The sequence below is a fragment of the Arthrobacter sp. NPDC057013 genome, from assembly GCF_042674585.1.
Classification (GTDB): Bacteria; Actinomycetota; Actinomycetes; order Actinomycetales; family Micrococcaceae; genus Arthrobacter.
Window position 1 is genome coordinate 1 of record NZ_JBHUSE010000009.1, and the last position, 23,487, is coordinate 23,487.

Here is a 23,487-nt window from a genome sequence, read left to right on the forward strand (position 1 = left end):
AGCGATCGACAGACCCTTGACGCCACTAAGCAGTTCCCCGGTCACCCTGTCACGACGTGCGGCGCCGAACGGTTGACACCAATAGGAGCATCATTCTTGGCAGTTCAGTCCGGCGTGTTGCGGAGCCGCAGTACACGTTCCTTCGCCAGCACCGCCGACCGCTCACTTTTGTCCGCTGCCCGGGCGTACTGCTTCGCCTCAGCGGCGGCGGTCTCGCGTTCCTTGCGGGCGGCATCGAGTGAAAGCTCCAAGGCGCGGAGCCGCTGCCGGGCGTCATTGACTTCGGCTGTGAGCCGGACGAAGTCTGCCGCGGCTTCCTCCTGGGCTTGGGCGCGGCGCGCTGCCTCGTCTGCGGCGTCAGCAGCCGCTTCCTCCGCCTCCGCCAGCGCTGCCTCGGCTTTCTCCAGCAGTGACGGCGTGACGGGGCGGGGAGCGGTGCGGACGGCCCGGAGGCGCGGCTTCTCCTGTTCTGCAGGGTCGGCGCCGGCGTCCGTCCGGGCCGCTGCCTTTGACGGCTGGGTCCGGTCACGCCGTCCGGCCGGGGCGGTCGCGGCGGAGGGTTCCTGCCGGCGGGCTTTCGGTGCCCCGCCAGCGGGGCGCTGTGCTTCAGCGGGCCGCCGGGGCGGAAGAGGCCGGGGCGGCAGCTTACCGAGGGCGGACGGAACCGCGACGGCGTCACTGAGATCTACCTGGTCAACGCCGTCGGCGGACAGCCCGCGGAGCAATAGACCGCTTTCGACGGCGGCGGCAGCCGCCAGGTCCGCCGTGGCGGCCCGCAGTGTCTCTTCCACCTCGGTGGCAACTGCGCCGCTTACCTTCCGGCCCTGCTTTTCAGCGGCCAGCCGGGCTTCACCCACAGCGCTGCCGAGGAGCTTCCGACGTTCCTTGGCAAGCTCCCTCAGGGCCGAAGCGTCGAGCGAAGCCTGGGCCTCCTGCATGGTCTGTCCGAGAGCCCGGAGCTGCTGAACGGCGTCGGGGCGGTGGTGCGTCAGCATATTGACCGTCCAGGCGGCCACGGAAGGCTTGGGCAGGGTCCGGATTGCCTGCGCAAGGGGCTTATTGGATGCCGCGGCGTCTTTGGCGGCAGCAGTGCGGGCGGCGATGAACTCGTCGAAGGGAAGCGCGTACAAAGCCTGGGCGGCGCGCTCCAGTTCCTCCTCCATGATTGCCATCATATGTACCGGCGCGCAGGTTTCAGCATGCCCACACACAGGGCAGCGCCCAGGTGGGCGCGCCGGCCGGGGGCTGTTCCGCCCTAATGGGCGGCCAGCCTGCCGCGCGGGCGGTTATGCCACCTGTCCAGCAGGTGGTGATACAGCCCGAGGACAGCCTTGTAGAGGCCAACGGCCGTGGCATTGATGAGTAGAACAATCACCTGTACGGCGCCCGCCCCGAGCAGAAGCAGGCCAAAGATGGCGAGCGCCGGCAGAAACATAACAAAAACGGCTATCGCAACGGCGATATAGCCGAGGGCGTAGCTGACGATTGTTGCCTGGTCCACTGAACCCACCACAACCAGCTCAAGAACTCCGGATGCTGCGATCCCCTCCGCAGCTAGGGTGATGTGGTCCCCGGCCGCTCCTGCAGCCGGGGACCACTTAGCGGGAATAGGATCCGCACGCTGATGATGCTGCACCTGCACACTATGCGCTGTGGCGTTCTCTGAAAGCTCTCCGCCCAATAAGCAGCTTTGCGTTTACCGGTATCCCGTCCCGGTCCATGAGGCGTTAATTGGTTGCCGGGGACCCCCTCCTTGACCTCAGTTTCCGATGTTGGCTGATACCGATTTTTATAGCACCGCCCCAACAGGACTGACAAGAGAATTTTCGGGCCACGCGCCTCGGACGCTTGCCAGCTACTAAGCATGCTGATTAACTCATCTCTATAGCTGGTGCCACACCCGCGGTACCTGTCTGGTGGAAAGGAAAGTGCGTCATGGGAATTCTTGGATTTCTCCTGCTCGGTCTGATTGCGGGGGCCATTGCAAAAGCCATTCTTCCCGGGAGGCAGGGCGGCGGTTGGATAGTCACCCTCGTCTTGGGCGTCGTCGGGGCCATCCTCGGCGGCTGGATCGGCTCGCTGATCTTCGGTGGTGGCTTGGGTGACTTCTTCGACCTCAGGACCTGGCTGTTGTCCATCCTCGGAGCTGTCATTGTGTTGCTGATCTACGGCGCCGTCACACGCAGAAGCCGGGTCTGACCTGAATTCATAACAAAGGGATCTATCAGTGGGGTCGGCCCTAAACAGGGGCCGGCCCCGCTGGTTCCCGTTTCCCGCAGCTAAGCGTGGATGCTGGAAGCGAGGGTACTGGCTCAGGGGACAGTGCCAATCGAAAGAGCAGTCGGGGGAAGGATTTCGCGGCCGGACAGGAGGTGCACGTGACTTACGCTTCAGAGGATTGGACGATGCGCCGTCAGGTAATGGACGTCATCATCGATGTGCTTTCTGCGGTTGCCACCGGCCCCGACGTGCGCACCAGCCTGTTGCGCCACCTCGAGGAAAACCCGGGCAGTCCGGAACGGGCCCTGCTGGCCCACCTTTCCGACCGGAACAACGCCGACGACCGGAACATCGCCGACGACCGGAACATCGCCGACGACGTCGCGTAGCGACGTCCGGCCGACGAGGGCGGCTAACGCCGCGCCCGGAGTGCACCCCGCAGCGCAAGCCCGACGGCACCCACCAGCGGTACCAGGCAAGCCGTCAGCGACAGGGGATTCGGATGGAAAGTCAGGCGGCCGCCGTCGTTGTGGGTATATACGCCAAGGGGGAAGACGAATCCGCCTCCCCCGCCGCCGGAGCCGGCTCCCTCCGGATCACCGCCTTCGGTGCCGCCGCCAAACCCGAAGGAAACCAGTGCAACGGGAACGATCTCTTTCCCGCCCAGCCGGATCGGATCTCCGTAGGCCCTGGAAACGCCCACGTTCCTGAAGCTTTCAGTGAGGGACTTCATCGCGTCTGCCATGGGCCCACTCTAGGCGACCCTCGCAAAAAAGGATCGGGTGCGCAGGCGGCCCCAGGGAAGCTGCAGCCGGTTCTCAGGACCAGAAATCGGCGGCCTTGGCAGTGTCCTCAGGGAATTCGAAAACCTCGCTGACTTTGCCGTCCCTGAGTGCGAAGACGATGACGGTGCGCAGGTCGATAGCGGCGCCGTTGCGCTGCGCGTGCACCCGCTGGAAGCCAACCGTGTGGTTGTCCCCGCCGATCAGATCATCCAAGTCGACCTTGATCGTGCCGTCGGATCGGTTAAACAGTTCGCCGAAGTACGCCAGTATGGCGTCCAGGCCCTGCTTGTCACCGGACAGCCCGCCGCTGCCCCCGAGATGCCAGACGGCGTCCTCCGTGAACAGCCCGCGGAGGGTGTCCATGTCACCCGCACCGAAAGCGTCGTAACCCCGCTGCACCAAATCAACATCTTCCCGGGCTCCCATTTTGCCACCTCACCGTCGTCATTGTCGGGTCCCAGCGAGCAAAGGTTAAGCCCGCGCGGGGTCTGTGTCGATGGTCAGTTGCTAGCCGCACCCGGGCCGCGGCATCAGCAGCTCCGCGCAGTCCCGAAACTTCCGCACTTATCAGGACACGAAGTGAAAATCGCAGTAAATTTTCTCCATCGAAAGGCCGATTCGCCGGTTGGGCCCCTACGATGGGCTCGTCTCATAACTCAGAACCCGTGGGGGGAACCAGTGAGCTATCAGCAATATCCGCAGCAGCAGGCCTACCAGGGAGGAACCGGCGAACCGCCGCTTTGGGCACCGTACTACGGGGCGCCCTTGCCCGCAGCCGTCCGCAGGTTCTTCAAGAAGTACGCCACGTTCTCGGGCCGTGCCAGCCGGAGTGAGTACTGGTGGTGGCTGCTCGTTGCAGTCGTGGTCGGCATCATCATCAACGTCATCACGGGCGCAGGGGGAACAACCGTGTCCGCCGACGGTACGCCCGTTCCGGGCCCGGGCGCCACGGTGGGCCTCATCCTGGCCATTGTCTGGGGCCTGGCCACCATCGTGCCATCCCTGGCTTTGACTGCGCGGCGCCTGCACGATGTGAACCTCAGCGGCTGGTTTGTGCTGCTGGGTCTCGTGCCGTTCCTTGGGGCGCTGGCACTGCTGGTCCTGACGATCCTGCCGTCCAAGCCCGAGGGGCAGCGGTTCGACGCGCCGACTGCCTGAACGCAGACGGCACAGCGGTAAGGAGCCCGCCGGGACGGACCACGTCCGTCCCGGCGGGTTCCTTTTTGCCTGTGGAGGGGCAGCAGCCCAGCCTGCCGGGCGTTGACGCGGCCTTCAGAAAGCCCGGCCGCGCTGACTGCTATCTGTGACGCCCTGGACTGCCAGGCCGGGGACATTCTGGTCACCTCCAGAGGCACCCCTGGCATTCCCTGACGTCAATCACCTGCGGGGTCTGGACACAGGAAGCGACCGGACCTACCGTTCAGGTGGCGGTTGCTGTGCGGAACGACGGCGGCTGCCTAGGGCCCGTAGTCGGGCCACCCGTAATGACAGGAGGAAGCAGATGGAAACTGTTGAAGAGACCGTTGATGTCGCAGTTCCGGTCCATACGGCCTACAACCAGTGGACGCAGTTCGAATCATTTCCGCAGTTTATGTCCGGCGTGGAGTCCGTAACCCAGCTGAGCAACACCACCAATCACTGGGTTACGAAAGTCGGCGGCGTGAAACGGGAATTTGATACCGAAATCGTGGACCAGGAGCCTGATGACCGGATTGCCTGGCGCAGCACCGACGGCAAGTCCCACGCCGGCATCATCAGGTTCACACCCCTGGACGCCACCCACACCAAAGTGAAGGTCCACTTCGAATGGGCACCGGAAACCGTCACTGAGAAGGCGGGCGCGGCCCTGAAGATCGACAAAATGCAGGTCAAGTCCGACATGCGCAAATTCAAGGACTTCATCGAATCACGCGGCACCGAAACCGGCGGCTGGCGCGGCGAAGTCGAGGACACCGGCCCCACCGGGCAGTTCTAGAGTGGCCCCGGCCGTGGACCTGTTGCCTGTACAACAGGTCCACGCGCCGTGGTTCCCTGCACTTCGGCGGCACGCTATCGTAGCGGCGACTGCCCTGGCGGCGGCGGTTCCTGCGCTGGCGGCCTGCACGGCCCCCGAGCCACGGGAGCCGGGGACGCAACTCTCTGCTGGACCACCGCCGATAACGGTGGAAGTGAACCAGTCCCGGGACCAGTACGGAAAAGAGGCCATCCAGCTCCTGCTCACCAATGTGTCCGGCGCGTCCGTGACGGTTGCCGGGGCCGAGCTCACATCGCCGCTGTTTCAGGGGGACATCGTCTGGGAGCCAGCCGGCGGCCTCGAACTGCCTCCCGACCAGCCCAAGAGTCTCCCAGCCCGGCTTCCGGCCCCGGTCTGTGGCCGGGGCCAACGGGGCACACAGCAACCAACCGCCCCGCAATCAACCGCGCAGCAGCCAGTAGCCACGGTGAGATATTCGGAGCCCGGGCGTGCCGGACTGCAGGAAGTGGCGCACGTCGCCGACGACCCCTTCGGGGTCCTGGAACGGAACAACCAGGAGCTGTGCCTGGCTGCGGAAGCGGCCGCGGTAGCGGATATCGCCCTGGACCGGAGACTTGAGGTGGCCCCGGACTCCCGCACCGCCGTCGTGCGCCTGGTCATCACCCCGAAGGCAACGGGCGGCGCCGGCCCGGACGCAGGGCCAATGACCATCGCGGGCATCGGCGGGACCACCCTGATTGCCGAGCCGGCGGAACAGCCGTGGCCGCGGAACGTCCGCGTCGCGCAGGGCACGCCGCGCTCGGAACTGCGTTTGCGGATCCGCCCTGCCCGCTGCGACCCGCATGCCATCGCCGAGGACAAGGTGGGCACCCTGCTGCCCCTGCATGTGAGTGTGGGAGGACGTGAGGGGCAGCTGAAGATCGCGGCCGGCACAGCACTGCGCGGGCAGATCTATGACTTTGTGACGGCCGCATGCGCCCGTGGCTGAAAAGGCAGAAGGGACGCAGCGGGGCAAAAGCCTACTGGTCCGGGCGCCGCCGGCCAGCGAGGGCCTCCTGCAGTTCCGGCACGTGCAGGTCGATGTCCCGCGCCACACCCGCGGCAGCGGCCAGGTCAGCGGTTACCAGGGCCTTCTCCAGCTGGCTGCACAGGCGGCTCATCCGCAGGGCGCCTGCCATTGACGACGCCGTCCGCAGGCTAAGGGCGGCATCCATCGCCATCTCCCGGTGCCCGACGCCGATACTCCGGATGATGCGGTTAACGCGCTGTGGGAGCAGGGCTGCGTAATTGTCCGCGAAGGACTCAGCTGCCGCCGTCGAGCAATCCTCCGCCAGGTCCCGGAGGTGCTGCCCGTCCAGCGTCGGCTCGGGCGCGTCAGCCTGCGGCCGGTGTTTTTGCACCATCGGCCCCGTTCCTGGACCCGTCAGCAGCGTCGGGGCCCTTCCACCAGATCCTGCCCAGCATCCCGAAGACCAACACCCCGGGAACCCCGTATGTCAGGGCCATCAGCGCCGCCGGTTCGCGCAGCGCCTGGATCGCAGTGCCGAGGTACGGGACTGTCACGGCGTGCACGTCCACGGAGCTGCCTTCGAAGGTCGCCAGCCAGGGTTCGGCGTCGTGGTCGGCGTCGCCCTTGGTCCGCACCGTGGTGCTGCCGCCGCCGTCGCGGGTGAGCCCGACGACCCGGAGTGTTTCGACCCGGCGGTCCTGCACGGGGATTCTGTACGTGATGATGTCCCCGGCCTTCAGCGAGCTGACCGGCGACGGCACGGTGACCACGACGTCCCCCGGGTTGATGATCGGAGCCATGGAATCGGAAAGCACAATGCTGGTCTGGTAGCCGAGGAAACTGGGACCAACGGCCAGGAAAAGGAAGGTTGCGACGGCGGCGGCCAGCGGCACAGATGCAACGGTGCGCACCAGCACGCTGCCGGCTTTCAGCAGCGGCCGGCCCCTGGCGGGGACCGCGGGGCCGGGTACCCGGGCCGCCGGCGCTGCTGCTGTCATGGCTTGCTGCCTTACGGATGGGTCCCCTCCGCCGCGGTTCTGGGGCCAGACGACGGAGGGGACGTGTGTGGGTTATTTGTTGGCACGGGATGTCCGGGTGGCGTTAAACCATCGCGGCGACAGCGGCTCTGCCGATGGCGGAGTTCAGGTTGCGACCCATGATGACGAACGCCCGTTCTACAAGGAGTCCGGCGCGCGGACTTCGGGTAACCGGTCTTCCGTGCCGGTAACAGCTACTCTGCCCGCACTGACTCAAGGACCCATCGAGGGCCGATCAATTCTGGCTCAAGAAAACCTGGTGCCGGGCTGGCACCGCAGGCCTGGCCCAGGACGCAGACGCCGTCGGGGGAGTGAACCGCGGTAAATTCCCGGGCCGGGAATTTACCGAACCCGGGTGCAGCGGAGTTTGCGCCGAGGGGCGCCAAAATGTGCCCGGGCCTATCGGCATCTCCGGGCGAAACCAGCAAAAAACCCCGTACCGCCGCCGAACGAGCGACAATACGGGGTTCTTCCCGAGCTTCCTATCAGAATCGAACTGATGACCTTTTCATTACGAGTGAGGGATTCCCGGGGACTCCGACACGTCCCCGATCATGGCCTAGACCCCGGAATCTAGCGGATTATCCTCGGACAAGCATTCCCGGACACCCCCTCCAATCACTTTTCAAAGTGTGCCCCAAAGTGTGCCCTTACGGGGTAGGACCACAAAGTGACACCCGTCGCCGCGGCAGCCGCATAGAAGTAAATGTGAACGAGACAAATTACGAGATCGAGAAAACGGTCTGGCTGACGCGGAAAGAAGCTGCTGCCCACATGAGGCTCAGCTCCGCGACGCTCGCCAACTGGGCAAGCTTGGACTGCGGCCCCGCGTACGTCCGAATCGGACAGGGACGGGTCCTCTACCGCCTGAGCGACGTGGATACCTGGATGGACAACCAGGTAAAGAGGGCCGGCTGATGGCACGCGCAAAAATGCCAGCGTGGCAACTTTTCCAGTACACGCCCACAAAAGATGAGTCCGGCAGATGGACGGCCCGAGGGCGGTACAACGACGATGCGGGCGTGCGGCACGACATCAAGCGATCGGGACGCACCAAAGGTGCCGCCGACCTTGCACTGCGGCGTGCTGTCGAAGAAGCTCAAAAGCGAGCCGAGCAGCGTATGAAGGAGGCCGAAGCAGCAAAGGCGGAGGCCTCGATCGTGACTCTTGAAGAGCTGTCAGAGCGCTGGTTGGCAGTACGGAAACCTTCCCCTGTGGAAATCGATGAGACGACCCAAACCGGTGCGTCGCCGACTAACGGTCTGCGGATGCAGTCATGGACTTCATATGCGGGAAACCTTCGTCGTCATCTACTTCCAGTGTTGGGAGGATTCCCTGTGGGGGAGCTGAAGACTCCCGACTGCGAGAAGGCTATCCACAGCCTGTACGACAAAGAAGACGGAACGGGGTACCGGACTGCAGATCTGGCTAAGCAGGTTCTTAGCCAGATTATGGACTACGCCGTACGCCAGGGCCATCGGGCAGACAACCCTGTCCGCTTTGTCTCCAACGTGCCCAGCCCCAAGAAGCGCCCGACAAGACTCAAGCCATCCACGGTGGCAGCAGTACATGAGGCAGTCCGTGCGCGGCAGCCAGAGAAAGGAGTCGGAGGCCCCAAACCGACTGGACGGCTCTCGGACGTTGTGAAATTCCTCTTCGCTACCGGCATGCGCATTGGTGAGGCACTTGCAGTGCGCTGGGACGACATCCAATTCGATGGAGACCGCATCTTGATAACGGTGAGCGGCACGTTGATTGAGAAAGACGGACTCTTCTACCGCCAGGACTATCCCAAGAGCGATAGCCAGCGAATACTGCAGCTGACGCAGGACTGGATCCAAGACATGATCCGGCTACGGCACATGAACAAGCGCAATACCCGTACCAACGCTGTTTTTGCAACACGGAATGGCACCTTCGTCCGGCCCAGCAATTTTAGGTCGGACCTAAGGAAGGCAAATAAGGCTGCTGGTATCCACGAGAAAATCAGCCCGCATCGCTTCCGATCAACCGTCAGCAGCGAGATCGCTGAGTACTATCGTGATGAAGCCGCGCAACAACAGCTGGGCCATTCCTCACCGGAGACGACGCGCAGGCACTACATCCACCGACCGGAGATTGTCCCCGACTACTCGGACGGTCTCAAAAACGTGGCTCCTCCAAAGAAAGGAAAGTCGGAGTCCGACTAACATCGAGATTCTGCGTCGCCAAACAAGACCATTAGCTCACCGAGCCGAAGAGCTAACCGCGCCAGCCACGCCTTGGGCCTTGAGGAGATCTGTTACATGACCTTAAGTTGAGGCAAGGATTCTATTATCCGGTTCGTCTCCAAGCTGAGCGTCACGATACGGCCGATCAGGTCGATGATGTAGCGCGGCTGCCTATGCTCGCGCGACCAGTCGTTCGGGTCATTCACAATTCCCGACGCCTTGTCGGTCTTGATTTGGTACCGCTCGAGGATCCAGTCCACGGCAGACCGCGAGCCCAGCATGTAGCTGTGGGCTTCCGCCGGGATCCCCTCCAGCGTGACGTGGGAGTTGTAGATGATCCGGGTCTTGTCCCATGCTCCCGCTTTGCCGGCATACTTCATCTTTTTGACCGAATACCTGGCGTACTCGTCCTGCTCGACGGCCAGCCCGGTTGCGATCTCATTGAGGTCGTACGGCTCCAGCGACTCGTAGCCGATGTGGAGATCGGAGAGCGCCCTGCCGGCGTCAACGAACGCCTGGAAGCGCTCGACGCCACCAACCTGCGGGATGCGGGGGAGCATCTTCTTGAGGTCGGCAGCGAAGGTAGCTCTGTACTCAGGAGAGTGGAGGATCCCGTAGACGTAATGGAAGACGTCGTCCTTCGCGATGTCAGGGCCGTACGCGGCACGATACTCGACAAGCGCGGCGTCGGTGATGTTGTCTACCCTCTGCACTTCGCCCTCAGTCGTTTCGAAAAGCGTTCCCACGGCTGTAGCGGAGTATGTATAACGGGGGAAGAACTGACCCGTGTCCAGCATGTGCAGATCTGGAACGGAGTCGACCATGAGGGCTTCGAACGTCGGGTAGTGGGACGAAGGGGACGTTATGTAGATGCCTTGGTTGACGGCCCCGGGGGTAGGAAAGACCGCGGGCAGCTGACGGGTGTCCTCGTTCAGTCCTTCCCCGAAGTACAGCCATGACCTCTGGAACGGCCGGTAGATGGCGCTGCGAACCGCCCGGTTGCTGAAGGCCAGCTCGTTTCCGCTCCTGTACCGTGATCGCAGCCGACGGGACCAACTGAAGCGGCTCGGGTCATTCGGAAGATCCGAAAGTTCAACTCCCCGGCTCAGCTGTGAATTGAACCCGTCTACCAGGAGCCCGGTATTCTGCACGAGCTTTGTTTCGGAGTAGTTGTAGACCCAGGAGTCCCTGTTTGACGTTAGCCCCCGGGATGTCAAGGCGAAAATCCCGGGCTGGTTAGCCGAGGTAACGAGTGGGGTCAGAGAGTCGAAGGCGACATTGCGTTGGTTGATCCAGTCACCGTCCGCGTTAGGAACGATGGTCGACCACTCAATGGTGTCCAGGCTCGCCGCATCCACGATGCTGAGTTTCTGCTTCCTGTCCAAGTAGTCACCGATGTCCCGGTAGTGCAGGACGGCGCCGCTGCTGGCCCCGAACCGCTTGACGAGAATGACGACAGCAACTGTGTTCCGGCTGCCAGAGTCGAAGATCTTGCCGCCCTCCCTGCGGCTCTCCTCGCCTGCCGTGCGCTGGTTGCCACGCAGGTTGTAGACGTAGATGTCATGGAACTCATCGACCAAGGCTTTTCGGAGTCCATCGGCGTTGTTGGAATCGATGTAACCGCCGTTAGAAACGTAGGCGACGACCCCGCCGTTGGGTGAACTGAGGATCCTGTTCGAGGCCCACCGTATCGCCCGAATGTATGAGTCGTAGAGAGCGCGGTGGCTTGTTCCGGACGAGGCTTTCACATAGGTGCTGCGAATTGATTCGTCGAGGGTTGGGTACTTCAGGTTGGCATTGTTGTCGTTGCCGCTGGACTGGCCAACAGAGTAGGGTGGGTTGCCGATGATGACGCGGATGTCGAGGGCGTTCTGAGCCTTGACGCGGTCATTGTTGGAGGCAAAGACGAAGTCGTCGAGCGTGTCACCGTCTTCTGTCATCTGAAAGGTGTCGGTGAGGACGACGCCGTCGAATGGCAGGTACGGCACTTCGCCGAAGTCCTTGCCTTCGGCTGCCGCCTGGTCTTCCAACAGACCGTGGACCGTGGCCTCGATGTTAATCGCGGCGATATAGTAGGCCATGAGCAGCAGCTCGTTGGCGTGGAGCTCTGAAGCGTATTTGCGGAGGAGGTCTTCCGGCTTGATCCGGCCGGACTGGAGCAGTCGCACGATGAAGGTTCCAGTCCCCGTGAATGGATCCAGGACATGGACACCTTCGTCACTGATGGAAGCTCCGAAGTCTTTGGCCAGGACGTCGTCGACGGCCCGGATGATGAAGTCCACAACTTCTACCGGCGTGTAGACGATCCCAAGGGATTCAGCGGTGCGCGGGAAGGCGAGCTTGAAGAACTTCTCGTACAGCTCGGTGACGATCTTCTGCTTGCCTTCGGCATTGGTGATGCCCTCGGCACGGACGCGCACCGACCGGTAGAAGGATTCGAGGCTGGCGACCTCCGAGTCCAGGTTGTATTTCTCCAGGATGTCGACCATGGAGTCCATGACCTGGGAGACCGGGTTGTTGGCAGCGAAGGAGTAGCCCTCGAATAGGGCCTCGAAGACCGGTTTGGTGATCAGGTGCTGGGAGAGCATGTCGATGGCGTCGGACTCGGTGATGGCGTCGTTCAAGTTGCCGCGCAGGCCCTGCAGGAAGACGCTGAATTCTTCCCGCGGCCGGTGGTCTTCGCCGTCCAGGATGGTGCAAATCCGGAGCACGTGCCGGTCGGCGATCTCTTTGACATCCTTGGCCCAGGATTCCCAGTAGCGGCGGTCGCCGACCTTGCGGACCATGCGGGCGAAGATGGCGTTGCGCCACTGGTCGGCGCCGGCCATGTGGAACAGGGCCTCCGTGCCGGTGCCCTTGTTGGCGTCGCTGCCGCCGCCACCCGGGCCATCGCCGAACGGGTCGGCAACGGTGATGACGTCGATCTTGTCGTTGGCGTTCCGGTTCAACTCGAGCTTATTGATCATGGCCTCGAACCGGTCATCGTGGGCGCGGAGCGCCTGCAGCACATCCCAGACGACCTTGTACTTCTTGTTGTCGTTCAGAGCCGTCTCAGGGTCCTGGCTGGCCGGTACCGCGATGGGCAGGATGATGTAGCCGTACTCCTTGCCCTCGGCCTTGCGCATGACGCGGCCGACGGACTGGACGACGTCGACCTGGGAGTTGCGCGGGTTCAGGAACAGCACCGCGTCCAGCGAGGGGACGTCGACGCCTTCAGAGAGGCAGCGGGCGTTGGAGAGGATCCGGCAGGTCTCTTCACCGTCGGCGCCGGCGGTGTCCTCGGCCTTGAGCCAGTCCAGCTTCGAGCAGCGCTCCAGAACGTTGAAGGTGCCGTCCACGTGCTCCGCTTCCAGCTTCAGCGCCGGGGCATCGGACTCACCTCGGTTGATGAGCAGCTGCCGGCCGACGAGTTCGAAGTCGGCGGCGAGCTTCTTGGATTCCTTAATGTTGCGGGCGAACGCGACCGCCCGGCGCATGGGAGAGCTGTCGGTGATGTCCAGGCGCTGGCCGTTCACGCCGCGCTTGGAGAGTCCGTTCCAGCACCCGACGATCCGGGCGGCGTCATCCAGGTTGAGGTCGCCGTTGTCCTCAAACAGGCTCTGGAAAGACTTGCTGACGGTTTCCTCGTCCACGGCGAGGACCAGGACCTTGTAATCGGCGAGGTGGCCCATCTCCACGGCCTTCCCGAAGCCGAGGTGGTGGAACTCGGGGCCGTAGACGGCCTCGTCGTCCATGGAGTAGACGGTTACGTTGTCGTGGGCGGCCTTGGTCTTGGATTCCTGGACGTAGATGCGCGGGGTGGCGGTCATGTAGAGCCGCTTGCCGGATTCGATGTAGGTATTGTCGTGGACCTTCACGAAGGCGGAGTCGTCGTGGCTGGCTTCGGTGATGCCGGTGGTGCGGTGGGCTTCGTCGCAGACGATGAGGTCGAATTCGGGCAGCCCGGCCTTCTGGGCCTGGTGGATGACGTCGATGGACTGGTAGGTGGAGAAAACCACGGTGATGGCTTCCTGACCGGTGCTGATCTTCGCCCGGTTCAGCAGCTTGGCAGGGTCGGTCGTGGCCGGAAACGCCAGGTCGTGGACGCTGACGTCCTCGTGCTCCTTGCGGCCGACCTTGGTGTCAGAACAGACGGCCAGGGGCCGCAGCGGAACGGAGGCCTGGGCTGTCCATTCGTTCAGGGTCTGCTGCAGCAGCGCAATGGAGGGGACTAGGAACAGCACGGAGCCGCCGATGGGGACGATCTCCTCGACCATCTTCAATGACGTGAAGGTCTTGCCGGTGCCGCAGGCCATTATGAGCCGGCCGCGGTCGCTCTCCGTGAAGCCCTTCTTCACGTCATCGATCGCCTGGCGCTGGTACTTGCGGGGTTCCTTGCCGCCCAGCTGCTTCATCTGCTCAGGGGCGTCGACGCTGAACTCGGACCAGTCAATGGTGGAGTCCGCCAGGTCGGCGAAGCGGAGCCTGGTCATCGGCTTGGACTGGCCCTCCAGTGCGTCCTCGGCGTGCTGGGACCACTTGTCGGTGGTGGAGACGACCATGCCGTAGGAGAAGTCAGCCTTGCCGACGGCGGTGAAGAACGAGTCGATCTGCTTCTTGTCCAGGGTCCGGGCCGGGTCGTAGAACTTGCACTGGATACCGGTCAGCTCGCCGGTGTAGCGGTCTCTGGCGACTAGGTCGATGCCCGTGTCGACGTGCCCGTTCCGGCCCGGCCATTCGCTCCACAGCCAAACGTCGGAGAACTGGTCGGCGTACTTGGGTTCCAGCTCCAGGTACCGCTTCATCAGGTGCTCGAACTTGGTGCCCTTGTCGTGCTGGTCACTCGCCGAGAAATAGAGACGATCGAGGACATCTTCGAAACTAGCTGAACCCATGGAAAGTATCTTGCCCTATTGGCTGGAACGGAAGGCAATTCCTTCGTTGCGCCCCTGATTGAGCTACACGGTTCCTTCGTGGTGTTGCCGGGTTAAACCAGCTGGAGGACGGGAATGGATCGAATGACGTGCTGGACAGGTCCTCATCGCCGAGAGCGGTCTGCTGTGTGAGAAACACGCTGCGAACTCGGACGACGTCGATCTGTAGGGCCTTGGCTATCACAAGCGGTCCGGATGCGACGCAATCCATGATCCGACGTTGCCGGATCTGCCACAGGCTGTGCCATAGGCTCGGTGCACCAACTAACGACAGGAGCGACCGCTGACACGCGTCGACATTGTTCGCACGGACGCTGCGGCCTGGGTGGCGCTCCCGAAGCGGATCCCGAGCCGGTGGCAGAGGCTCGCCGGCTGGCTCACCGGGCTACTCGGCACTGCAGGCGCGTTCGTTGCCGACCGCGGCTGGGAGTCGACGGATGATCCCTCCTGGTATGGGCCGTTCCGCCTCATCGACATGTTCGGCGGAGCGAGCATTCTTCTTGCCACGGCTTTCTGTCTTGCGGGTTGGATGCTCGGACGCGGCGCCATTGTGGCAGCCCCAATAGTCCTGACCTTCGCGGCAGTGCCACACACCCTGGACGGCTACACCTCGGCCCCGGTGTGGTGGTGCGCCGCTGCTGTGGGTGCTGTGCTGGCAGCGGGTGTCGCCAGCCGGTCGTGGCGTGAACTGCGTGCCGTGCGGTCGTTGGCACAGGCCTCGGCCACCGGACGCACCGCGACGGTCGGTCCCACGGCGGTGCAGGCCAGCAGACGGGTGCTCCGCCGTGGCCTGATCAGCATGCTGGTCCCGTTCGCGACTGCCGGCGCCGGCTGGGCTGCGGCCTTTGCCGTGCTTCCGGCGGAACTGGGCCTGACCTACGAACAGGCCGGGCAGGAATCAGGCTCCACCATGTTCACTGCCGCGGCAGCCGCCCTCAGCATTGTGGCCGTCACGGCGGCAACCCGCCAGGGCTGGCGGCTTTTTGCGATAGCTCGGGTGGGCAGGCGCCGCGTCTGGAAGGTTCCCGCCGGCGCTGGCCTCGCTCCGTCCTGGCCTTTCGGTGAGGACGCGTCCGGGCGCTTGCCGGCGAAAGAAGCCAAGTCCGCAGGCTGCATCTGCCTGTCGGAGTTCCAGCGGTCCTTCCCTGATGCGGATGACCATGTCCTGGAAGAAGAAGGCGTGTACGCCGCCGCGTACTGTCCCGCCCATGGCATCGACAGGATCAACGACATGATGCCGGAGGAGTTCACTGCGAAGGCAACATCGACGTGGCTCTGGGATGAGCAGTCCTCCATGCCGGAACCGTCACGCCCCGAGGAGAAGCGGCTGCTCTTGTACGGGTACGCGGGGCACGCCTTCACCGGCATCCCTGTGACAGAGCGGGGCGGTTTCCTGGACGCCAGCTTCCCGGAAATCGGTCTGGCACGGGAGGCCGAACCTGGCGACATTGTTCCCGGCTGGGATGAAGCCGAGCGTCCGGCAGCGGGCGCGCTGGACACCATCGACCTGCGGCCCGCCGGGTACAACGGTTTCGCGTTCCGCTACCGCCACGGCCGCGCTTGGTTCGAGGCGAGCCCGGCTGCGCCCTCCGATGAAGGGCAACCCTTCAGCCGGTGATGCGGGGCTGTTCGCGGGTGCCCGCGTTAGCTGAGGCTCGCGGACTAGTCGTAGGCGAGTGGGTTTGGAGACCGAAGCTTCTGTCGCACACGGGACTTTGAGAGCGAGCAGAGGCGTGTGCCCCCGAGTACACAGGGAGTGGCCTGACGCGCGCTCACCGAGGTCTTTAGTGTCACGGTACGTGACAGTAAAGGTGTGGCAGCGCGTGAAGGAGCAAACGCCTAGCAAAACGCAGTCACTATCTCGGCGGCGCCAGTTGGCTCAAGGCCTTGTTCCCCAAAGCGAAGTTCCCAGCAGTCACAGTGACGAACGTCAGGCCTCGGATATACGCCTTCTGTATCCGCTGGACGCTGAGGTGTGGGGCGTATTTCGCGGGAAGGCCGACTGCAGGACTGCCGACGGCTTCCATCACCTAATAAGAGTTGTTTTCCGACCGAACCTTAGTGGCGGCGCAGCCGGAACCATTGGTGCTCTTGGTCGTGGGACTTTGACTATTTGGCTCTGCCTTGATGTGTGCGGCGGCTTCCGTTCCGGAGCGGGGTCCACTGTGTTTTCGCCGAAACGAAGTGGTGGCTGCATTTTGGCGGCATGTCCGGTTGGGGTGGCGCCTGCGGCGGGCCGTTAACGCCTGCGGCGCTTCGTGTGGGTGGCCGCATCTGTCATGGTCACCGTTGGTGGTGCTGGGTTTGGCCTGCGGCCGGCTGAGTGTGTGGGTGGCCGGGTAGCCGTCTAGTGGTGGCCGTTGAATGTGTGGCCGGGTTGTACTGCGAGGCTGCTCGGAGCCGGTCAACGATTCGTCGCCCTCCCCGTTCATCGCAGCGGTGAACTGATCGCATCCCGTTGTCGAACCGGAGTCGATTCGTCCAGCTCGACGTTGGCCAATCTGCCAACGCAACCGTCCAGGTACCCCAGCCGGCCGCAGGCCACCACCCACCCAGACCGGCCACGTAAAGGTGACCGGAACGCAACCTGCGCCCCGCAGGGGCAGCGCCAGCCGACACGCCCCACGGACAGCACCCCGCGCAGAGGAACGGGTGACGAAGTCACCAGATTAACGAACAGACACCCGTGAGTCGGACGAATCGACAACCGGAGAGAGCCGCCGTCAGCCGTGGACCAGCTCCAGCCGGCCGCAGGCCATCGAAGACACCAGCGAGCCGTGATGTACGAGCAGCAGGGGAGAGGAGCGCAGCGACCGGGAAACGAGAAGCAGCCGTGAAGCAGACGGCCGCGGACGAAGTCCGCAGCCAGGACAACAAGAAGGTCACCGCGACGGTGAACGAGACGGTGGGCGCGTGGCGCAGCCACGTGAGCAAAGGAACCCTGAGGGAGTGGCCGCCAGCCCCGGCGCGCAGCGCCAGGCCAGCGCGGCGCAGCCATGACGCCGGCCGCGGCCGCAGGCCGCAGCCAGGCAACCATGACGGTGAACGTGTAGGGAACGAAACGGTGAGAGAGCGCAGCGAACAGGTCAACGGTGGCCGCGCAGCGGACACTCTGTGAACATGACGCAGGCATGAAGCTCAACGAAAAGATGACTGGGGAGGCGCTTCGTTCGGCGCCGTCCCTTCTTTAAATGCCCACCAGCTGGTCCAGCCAACGGACCTACGCCACGGCTGCGGCTATCGCCGGAGCGTACAGCACTACGCTGGCGCGGCGTAGCTGCTCAGAGACGCGGGGGTGTTCAGGGCTGTGGGTGGCAGACGCCGAGGCCGTTCAGCGCCTGGCCGGCGGCTCCTGGTTGAGGTTGAGTGCGAGCATCAGGTGTTCGGTGCCGACGAAGTCGTGGTGCAGGGACCGTGCCTCCTCGCGGGCGAGGACGACGGTGCGGCGGGCGTCAGCGCTGAAGCGTTCAAACATGGCGTTCCTTCCGGTTCGGCAGAGACTGTCTGGAACGCATGTGTGCGGAGCCCGTTGACCGCCTCACCAGTGTTCGTCCGGTCGCCTTGTCACAGTTCCGCCGAGTTCGTGGCGGCCAACTGAAACCCGGAGCTGCCGTCCTACACTGATGCGGTGAATCAAGAGTCTCCGGGTGGACGCACCCTCAGTCGGCCGATGATTGCCGCCATCGCGGTCGGCGTTGTCCTGGTGACGGTCATCGTCATTCTTGTCGGCGTCCGGATTGGCCAATCGCTGACAAGCGAACCATCGAGTGCTGTGTCCACTCCTGCGGCTGCTTCACCTGCAGAGGCGCCGGCCAGCTCCCCAACAGTAGAAACTGAGCCGACGGAAAGCAGGGAGCCCGAACCAACGGAGAGCAGCACGGCGCCAACCTCATCCGTGCCGGCCCACTTTGAGCGGGTGACACCATCACCCGTCCCGGAGCAGTCGTTCGCTGAAGTCCAGCCGCTGCCACCGCCACCGCCGACGGTTGAACAGGCAGATGCCGTACCCGCTATTCCGTCCAGCCCGACCCCGGAGCCCACGTGCCCCGCCGACAACGGGGTGACGCTGACGCTCGTCAAGGCGGAATCTGTACCGGGAAGCGACGTCTTCGATGCTTTGAAGCTGACCTTCGTACTGGACAATAGGTTCTCAGTGCCGGTCAGCATCGAGGTCGGCGAGTTGCTTACTGTCACTGCGGTCCGGGACAGCGGCGCTGAGATGGGAACTGGCTATGTAGACCTGCCTGAGACGTACGAAGTCCCGTCTGGTCGGACGACCTTCGCGACGGACGAAGGCGATCACCTGCTGGCGTTCAGGAACTTCGGCTCGCCAATTGCGTCCTTGAAGCTCAGCGGATCGGCGCGGGTGATGACGCGGACCTGGGACATCGAGAACTCAATGCATTGCGAGTACAAGGGCATGACGTTCGGTAAGCCGCTGCAGGGAAACTGGGGTAGCTAGCGCGACGATCCTTACGCAGCCCGGTGGGCCCCTGTCCGCAACGCGAAGTCACTCCTGTCCAGCAGTATCCGGGCATGGGCGCGGGCGCGATTGCTTCCCCCGCCCCGTGTCGGCGATGAACTAGTCCTGTCGCGAACTCTTGGTAACGGGCTGGAGACCCCTTAGCGGGGGCCGTCAACGTTAAGGCATGCCAGTGCGAATCCGCTGGGTGGCGCTCCCAGGGGCGCTGGTTACTCGTCAGTGCCAGGCTGCCAAAGCGTCGGCCATAGCGCGGACGGGGCCCACCGAACGGCCGGCCTCGAGCCACACAGAGGCGGAGACCACTTTACCGCCCATCACCAAGTCGGGCTTCGAGGTTTGGAAGAAGCCGGCGACAGCCTGCGGATGAAGGTCATCGGGGAGCGCTCCAAGACCCGGTCCAGCTCGGGAAGGGGACGGGGACTTTGCTGCCTGAACTGCCATGTCGGGAACAGAAGCCGGCCATTGGCCAGATATGAGTACAGCTTCCGCTCCGCCTTGTAATGGCGGACGGTAAAAGGTGAGAGGTTCAGATTCTCTGCGACCTCAGCGGCAGTGAGCGATGAGGAGTCCATTAGGACCTGTGCCGCGGCGTTTCTTGCAGGACCGCTGGCGACGGTGCTTGGATCGTGCGTGATTCCTGAATGGGCGGCCCGAAAGTCACGGTCGGGGGCTGGGAGATCCACGGCAGAGTCGTTGCGCTGCAGCGCTTCCAGTGCAGCTACTAGATCGTCCGCAGTTAGCCGCAGGTGCATGGAGGCAAGGAGGTGCTGGAGGCTGTCACTAGAGTGTGCGGCGGCGGTCCCGCGCGCGGTTCCTGTGCAAGGTTTCTTCAATACTTTCGCGCTCATGTGGCGACCTCCTCTACTCCTATAGCTTTACGCCTCTGCTACTGAAGGCGGCAGGGCGTCGGACAGTCAAAGCTGCTCCTCCTCACCGTCTGCGGTTGAATGCGGGTCGCCAGGATTGCTTGCCTCCCTGATTCTGCGGTTCTCACCCCTGTCAGGGTTCGCATATGACTGGAACCTAATAGGGCATGCTTAGCGATGGGGTCATCACAGGGGGCATGTGCCGCGCGTCACAGGGCAGAAGAACGGATCGTACAGGGACGTCGCGGCGGTAGTCACTAACCAAGGTGCGTTAGCTCCGAAGGTCCGCTCTAAAATCCTTGCGATGCTGATAACGGTTACTTCGGCGGCGCCGTTCTGATAAGCGCTTGCAGCCATGCCGAGAGCATTTTTACCCTGCACCCAGGAGTCTTCGAGAATGAGGATGTGCCCGCCAACTAACGGGCTTGAAAATTGGAAAAATTCAGGGTTGATTGCTGTCGCCCGTCCGTCTCGAGTGGGCCCGACGTACGATGCCCTGACTGTCTTCCACTCATCTGGAAAATACCTAAGAAAATGGTCCAGAGGGTGTGGATTGCGACCCCGTCCAGACGGCACGGTCACGACAGCATCGATCGGATGCTGGGAGCTTGCTAGGAGACAGCGGCCGTGGATCCCAGTGAATAGGTACATCAGTACTGAAAGGCGTATCTGTGCGCTGCTACTTGGCGGATCGTTCTTATACTCGTATACATCAGTCAGGGACTGGCGTGTAGCGCCGGCGTAAGTCAAGAACGCCAGTCTCCGGGGTAGTTCCGTGGCAGGGAGGGTCTCTCTCGCGGTCTTGCATGCAAAGCAGTACGGCCACGTGTCGTACATGGGTATCGTGCACATCGGGCAGTAGGTGAGTGCCGGGGACAGGAGATCAGTCCGGGCCTCTGCAGGATCGATCGGCAGCCCAGGATTCCGCATTATGTGCGCGACCTTAGGCAGCCACTCGTCTAGGGCGTCCGTGCTTACTGCCATGCAAGGGAAAGTTGGTCAGGGCTGGGAATAGCGGCACGCAGGGGCCTTGCCATATAGAGTGCAAGTTCGATGGCGTGGTCAAGATTGTCAGCGACATAGACTTCAGTTCTTTTGGGGTCGCTACTTAGCTTGCGGCCCCAAGAGGTGTCATTGGCCACCGCGCGAGAAATTACTAAGGGCCTGCCGTGCTGAACAGCCCGCTGCGCCTGGTGGCGTGTGCCAGACTTCTCGCTCGCCTCAACGATAACGGTCCCGCGTGAATACCCAGACATCACTGTATTGCGCATGGGGAAGCTGTACTTAGTCGGAGAGGAGCCGGGCCAGAACTGGGAAAGTACCAAGCCTTCTCCCTTCTCCATGCGGCGCTGGATAACCTCCGATGATTTGGGGTAGTACTTGTCGATCCCTGTCCCGATAATCCCAACAGTTCTTCCACCGACGCTAAGTGCAGCCGAATGCGCCGCTGCATCGATTCCTGCAGCTAGTCCGGAAATGACGGTGACACCATCCTTGGCCAACGCTAGGGCCAAGGCCTCCGCATCTCGAATGGCCGCGGGAGAGGCCGAGCGAGAACCAACTATGCTAATGCCGCGCTCACGTTGAGCCTCCGGGGCGGGTGTGCCGCGAGCAAATAGGAATGGGGGAAAGTCGTGGACTTCCCTTAGCTGAATCGGATATTCAGGATCTAGGTACGTCATGAACGCGTAGCCCAGAGATTCCCAAGTTCTTATTCGCTGAACACTGAGCGCGATTTCGTCGTCGAATCTTCCAGTGTTGTTGGTCAGCGATTCCAGTAGTACTTCGGAGGGGAGTGCTTCATCCTCGATCAGATGATCTCGGAACGCCGCCCATTTGAACTCACGCGGTGGATGCAGGAGGGAGACTAGTGCAGCACGTTCGAGAGATGAAGCCGCCTTCTTCACGATCACTGCTCCTTCGTGCGCTTGCGGTCATGCTTACCAATTCGGACTGGGTTCAGTCTAGTGCCGACCATCTCGTGCTGCGCTTCCTAGCAGCAGTAGACACAAGGTTTCCATGGGCCTACGACCTTCTGGGCGCAGAAGCCCCGGGTCCGTGTCGAAAAGCTGGTGCCCGGAGTGTGGGGCTCCAGGGCCCATCAGTTTTTGGGCAAACCTTTGGCCTGCGCCTTCGGTTTACCTCTACCCTCAGTTTAACAGACGGGGGGATGAGCCTAAGTTCCGAGGTCCAGCGTTCTCCTACTGAACTCCCCGCATCATGGATGATGACGTCGAGAACGCTGGGTGACGGTGCCGCCTTCCGGAACCCTTGTGGTGCCATATTCACGATTCCGAGGGGTTCAGGGACTCAATCCGCACCACGGGCGAGGTAGTTCTGAGCGTAATGACGTGGTCTCCATTAGGGCACAGACACGTTGAAGGGGCCGGCATGACGGACGCCAACCGGCAGACCCTCGCCCAGCTGGTCCAGGCCCACAAGGTGGCCCGCAGCTTCAACCGACTCTCCAAGGATTGCGGCGGTGAACCGGTAGGGTGGTGTCTGCAGCAGATGGCCACCCGGACAAGGTCTTCCCGTACCTGTAATTGTGGGCAGGCGAACCGCGCACGCCGGGTCGAGTATCGTGAGAAAGATAGGGGCGGGCTGGCCGCTAGCCGATGTCCAGTGTCAGCGGCATGTGGTCGCTGTGGGCCAGCCAGGTGTCTGGTTCGCCGACGGAGACTTTCGCCTCCACTGTCGAGGACAGGAACGCGTAGTCGATGTGGTGCCCGAACTTCAGGTTCTTCGTATGGAAGTACGTCTTGGCCAGCTCGCTGCCGTGGGCACTCAGCTCCTGGCGGTGAAAGACACTGTCCAAGCCGAACCCGCTCAGCTTGTCGACCAGCATGGAATGGTTCCGGCCCGGGTGTTCGCGGTCCCAGATCGTGTTGCTATTGAAGTCGCCGACGATCAGTCCGCGTCCGCTGGCAAGGTAATCGGCGTGCCGGTCAACGATCTCGTGCGTGACCCGGACATAGCGGAGCTCGCGTGTTGCCTGGTGAGCCCACAGAGCGACGATATTCAGTCCGTCCACGCTGAACGGGATGTGCCACGGCAGGGCAGGGTCCGCAGTCTCGGTGACCTTGTAGCTGGCGGGATGGAACCCAATCACGCCCAGGCCCTTGTTCGGGTTGGATCCCACCCAGGCCGCGAAGGGGAACTCAGTGTTCACGATGTCCTTCTTCGCCACCTCCTGAATGATGGCGATGCCCGGAAATAGAGCTTCGATCAGGTGGCGCTTCTTGTAGAAGGCCATCGAGCAATTCCAGGAGACAATCCGCATTCCGCACCTTTGTTCAATTGAGATTCGCAACCGCCGCAACTTGTCGGTTGAGCCTAGCGGCAGCTGAATTCGGTCAGGTCGACGCTGGTGGCATTGCCTCCATAATCGTTTGCCTCGACGGCGGCCTGCTCGTTGGCGTAGACCGGCCCGGTGACCTCGAAGACCGCCCCGGTGACTGTCTCACCGTTCAGCCACCGTCCCCGAATCACGATGCCGCCCGGGCAGCCGCTCTCCAGCGTGGTCATAACGTTGAACTTGGCACAGGCCGTGTAGTCGCAGGTGGTGTCGGGGGAGTCCGCGTAGTAGATGCCGGGGGCTTTCTCGCTCCAGCCGGCGTCAGCAATGGCCTTGGTGGCCGCTGCCCGGTCCGCAGACGCCTTCGCTGCGGCAGTGGCCTCCGCCTTGGCTTTGGCAGCCTTCTCGTCCTCATAGACCTTGGCCCAGTACGCGTCGGACTTGGCCTTTTTCGCCGCTGCGGCATCCTCTTTGGCCTTTTGCTCCGCTGCCGCCTTCGCCTCCGCCTGGCGGGTCGTTTCCGTAGCGTTCCAAGCCAACCAGCCAGCCGTTCCACCGCCGATCAACAGTACGGCCACCAGGATGGCAACGAGAAGCGTACGCTTCTTTGTGGGCGCGGCGGATGCGGCGGTTTCGGTCATGAGGTTCCCCCAGTGCTTTTCGTTGAACATACAAAGGTTACCGGTGGCTG

General features: G+C 62.9%; 21 protein-coding genes and 1 pseudogene. 10 read left to right on the forward strand and 12 right to left on the reverse strand.

What is annotated here, in order from left to right; genetic code table 11:
- Window positions 1-104: 104 nt before the first annotated feature.
- Window positions 105-1,163, reverse strand: a complete 1,059-nt coding sequence (locus ACFTSA_RS13250) for a hypothetical protein (RefSeq protein ID WP_377951834.1) — start codon at window positions 1,161-1,163, stop codon at window positions 105-107.
- Window positions 1,164-1,255: 92 nt separating this feature from the next.
- Complete coding sequence (locus ACFTSA_RS13255; protein WP_377951835.1) at window positions 1,256-1,636, reverse strand: hypothetical protein; 381 nt, start codon at window positions 1,634-1,636, stop codon at window positions 1,256-1,258.
- Between the two features lie 299 nt (window positions 1,637-1,935).
- Here ACFTSA_RS13255 and ACFTSA_RS13260 point away from each other — a divergent pair, with 299 nt between their 5' ends.
- Complete coding sequence (locus tag ACFTSA_RS13260) at window positions 1,936-2,199, forward strand: GlsB/YeaQ/YmgE family stress response membrane protein (RefSeq protein ID WP_003801204.1); 264 nt, start codon at window positions 1,936-1,938, stop codon at window positions 2,197-2,199.
- A gap of 179 nt (window positions 2,200-2,378) precedes the next feature.
- Window positions 2,379-2,609, forward strand: a complete 231-nt coding sequence (locus ACFTSA_RS13265) for a hypothetical protein (RefSeq protein ID WP_377951837.1) — start codon at window positions 2,379-2,381, stop codon at window positions 2,607-2,609.
- A gap of 23 nt (window positions 2,610-2,632) precedes the next feature.
- On the opposite strand, the gene ACFTSA_RS13270 is transcribed toward ACFTSA_RS13265, so the two are convergent.
- Both ACFTSA_RS13270 and ACFTSA_RS13275 read right to left on the reverse strand, forming a co-directional pair.
- Entirely contained in the window at window positions 2,633-2,965 is a 333-nt protein-coding gene (locus tag ACFTSA_RS13270) for a hypothetical protein (RefSeq protein ID WP_377951838.1), read from the reverse strand.
- A gap of 73 nt (window positions 2,966-3,038) precedes the next feature.
- The gene (locus tag ACFTSA_RS13275; RefSeq protein WP_377951839.1) at window positions 3,039-3,431 is read right to left on the reverse strand and encodes a nuclear transport factor 2 family protein; all 393 of its coding nucleotides are present in this window, start codon (window positions 3,429-3,431) and stop codon (window positions 3,039-3,041) included.
- Between the two features lie 252 nt (window positions 3,432-3,683).
- Between ACFTSA_RS13275 and ACFTSA_RS13280 the strand changes: the two genes are divergently transcribed.
- From ACFTSA_RS13280 to ACFTSA_RS13290, 3 genes are all read left to right on the forward strand, one after another.
- A complete protein-coding gene (locus tag ACFTSA_RS13280; RefSeq protein WP_377951841.1) occupies window positions 3,684-4,163 on the forward strand; it encodes a DUF805 domain-containing protein in 480 nt (159 codons plus the stop codon).
- Window positions 4,164-4,506: 343 nt separating this feature from the next.
- Window positions 4,507-4,980: an SRPBCC family protein gene (locus ACFTSA_RS13285; RefSeq protein WP_331571783.1), complete on the forward strand. Its 474-nt coding sequence runs from the start codon at window positions 4,507-4,509 to the stop codon at window positions 4,978-4,980.
- A 193-nt stretch (window positions 4,981-5,173) separates the two neighbouring features.
- On the forward strand, window positions 5,174-5,968 hold the full coding sequence (locus tag ACFTSA_RS13290) for a hypothetical protein (RefSeq protein ID WP_377951842.1): 795 nt from the start codon (window positions 5,174-5,176) through the stop codon (window positions 5,966-5,968).
- A 31-nt stretch (window positions 5,969-5,999) separates the two neighbouring features.
- Here the strand turns inward: ACFTSA_RS13290 and ACFTSA_RS13295 are convergent, their stop codons facing one another.
- The gene (locus ACFTSA_RS13295; protein ID WP_377951843.1) at window positions 6,000-6,383 is read right to left on the reverse strand and encodes a hypothetical protein; all 384 of its coding nucleotides are present in this window, start codon (window positions 6,381-6,383) and stop codon (window positions 6,000-6,002) included.
- Window positions 6,355-6,987, reverse strand: coding sequence for a signal peptidase I (locus ACFTSA_RS13300; protein WP_377951845.1), 633 nt, complete (start codon window positions 6,985-6,987; stop codon window positions 6,355-6,357). Before ACFTSA_RS13300 ends, ACFTSA_RS13295 begins: the two co-directional genes overlap by 29 nt.
- Window positions 6,988-7,734: 747 nt before the next feature.
- On the opposite strand from ACFTSA_RS13300, the gene ACFTSA_RS13305 reads away from it, so the two are divergent.
- Together ACFTSA_RS13305 and ACFTSA_RS13310 are read left to right on the forward strand one after the other, a co-directional pair.
- Window positions 7,735-7,944 (forward strand): helix-turn-helix transcriptional regulator, encoded by a 210-nt coding sequence (locus ACFTSA_RS13305; protein WP_377951846.1) that lies wholly within the window; start codon window positions 7,735-7,737, stop codon window positions 7,942-7,944.
- A complete protein-coding gene (locus tag ACFTSA_RS13310; protein WP_377951849.1) occupies window positions 7,944-9,215 on the forward strand; it encodes a tyrosine-type recombinase/integrase in 1,272 nt (423 codons plus the stop codon). Before ACFTSA_RS13305 ends, ACFTSA_RS13310 begins: the two co-directional genes overlap by 1 nt.
- 92 nt (window positions 9,216-9,307) lie before the next feature.
- Here the strand turns inward: ACFTSA_RS13310 and ACFTSA_RS13315 are convergent, their stop codons facing one another.
- On the reverse strand, window positions 9,308-14,110 hold the full coding sequence (locus ACFTSA_RS13315; RefSeq protein WP_377951850.1) for a DEAD/DEAH box helicase: 4,803 nt from the start codon (window positions 14,108-14,110) through the stop codon (window positions 9,308-9,310).
- Between the two features lie 364 nt (window positions 14,111-14,474).
- On the opposite strand from ACFTSA_RS13315, the gene ACFTSA_RS13320 reads away from it, so the two are divergent.
- Together ACFTSA_RS13320 and ACFTSA_RS13325 are read left to right on the forward strand one after the other, a co-directional pair.
- Window positions 14,475-15,767 (forward strand): hypothetical protein, encoded by a 1,293-nt coding sequence (locus ACFTSA_RS13320; protein ID WP_377951851.1) that lies wholly within the window; start codon window positions 14,475-14,477, stop codon window positions 15,765-15,767.
- 1,215 nt (window positions 15,768-16,982) lie between these two features.
- Complete coding sequence (locus ACFTSA_RS13325; protein ID WP_377951853.1) at window positions 16,983-17,267, forward strand: hypothetical protein; 285 nt, start codon at window positions 16,983-16,985, stop codon at window positions 17,265-17,267.
- A 246-nt stretch (window positions 17,268-17,513) separates the two neighbouring features.
- Here ACFTSA_RS13325 and ACFTSA_RS13330 read toward each other — a convergent pair.
- Window positions 17,514-17,624: pseudogene (locus tag ACFTSA_RS13330) on the reverse strand (Clp protease N-terminal domain-containing protein); the annotation flags it as partial.
- Window positions 17,625-17,819: 195 nt separating this feature from the next.
- Here ACFTSA_RS13330 and ACFTSA_RS13335 point away from each other — a divergent pair.
- Window positions 17,820-18,611 carry a hypothetical protein gene (locus tag ACFTSA_RS13335; protein ID WP_377922833.1) on the forward strand — a complete coding sequence of 264 codons (792 nt, stop codon included), beginning with the start codon at window positions 17,820-17,822 and terminating at the stop codon, window positions 18,609-18,611.
- A 335-nt stretch (window positions 18,612-18,946) separates the two neighbouring features.
- Here ACFTSA_RS13335 and ACFTSA_RS13340 read toward each other — a convergent pair whose 3' ends face one another.
- The 4 genes from ACFTSA_RS13340 to ACFTSA_RS13355 form a co-directional block, all read right to left on the reverse strand.
- Entirely contained in the window at window positions 18,947-19,480 is a 534-nt protein-coding gene (locus ACFTSA_RS13340; RefSeq protein WP_377922832.1) for a hypothetical protein, read from the reverse strand.
- 992 nt (window positions 19,481-20,472) lie between these two features.
- Window positions 20,473-21,411 (reverse strand): DNA-processing protein DprA, encoded by a 939-nt coding sequence (locus ACFTSA_RS13345; RefSeq protein WP_377951855.1) that lies wholly within the window; start codon window positions 21,409-21,411, stop codon window positions 20,473-20,475.
- A gap of 698 nt (window positions 21,412-22,109) precedes the next feature.
- Window positions 22,110-22,781, reverse strand: coding sequence for an endonuclease/exonuclease/phosphatase family protein (locus ACFTSA_RS13350; RefSeq protein ID WP_377951857.1), 672 nt, complete (start codon window positions 22,779-22,781; stop codon window positions 22,110-22,112).
- A gap of 53 nt (window positions 22,782-22,834) precedes the next feature.
- Window positions 22,835-23,437 (reverse strand): hypothetical protein, encoded by a 603-nt coding sequence (locus ACFTSA_RS13355; protein ID WP_377951858.1) that lies wholly within the window; start codon window positions 23,435-23,437, stop codon window positions 22,835-22,837.
- Window positions 23,438-23,487 lie beyond the last annotated feature (50 nt).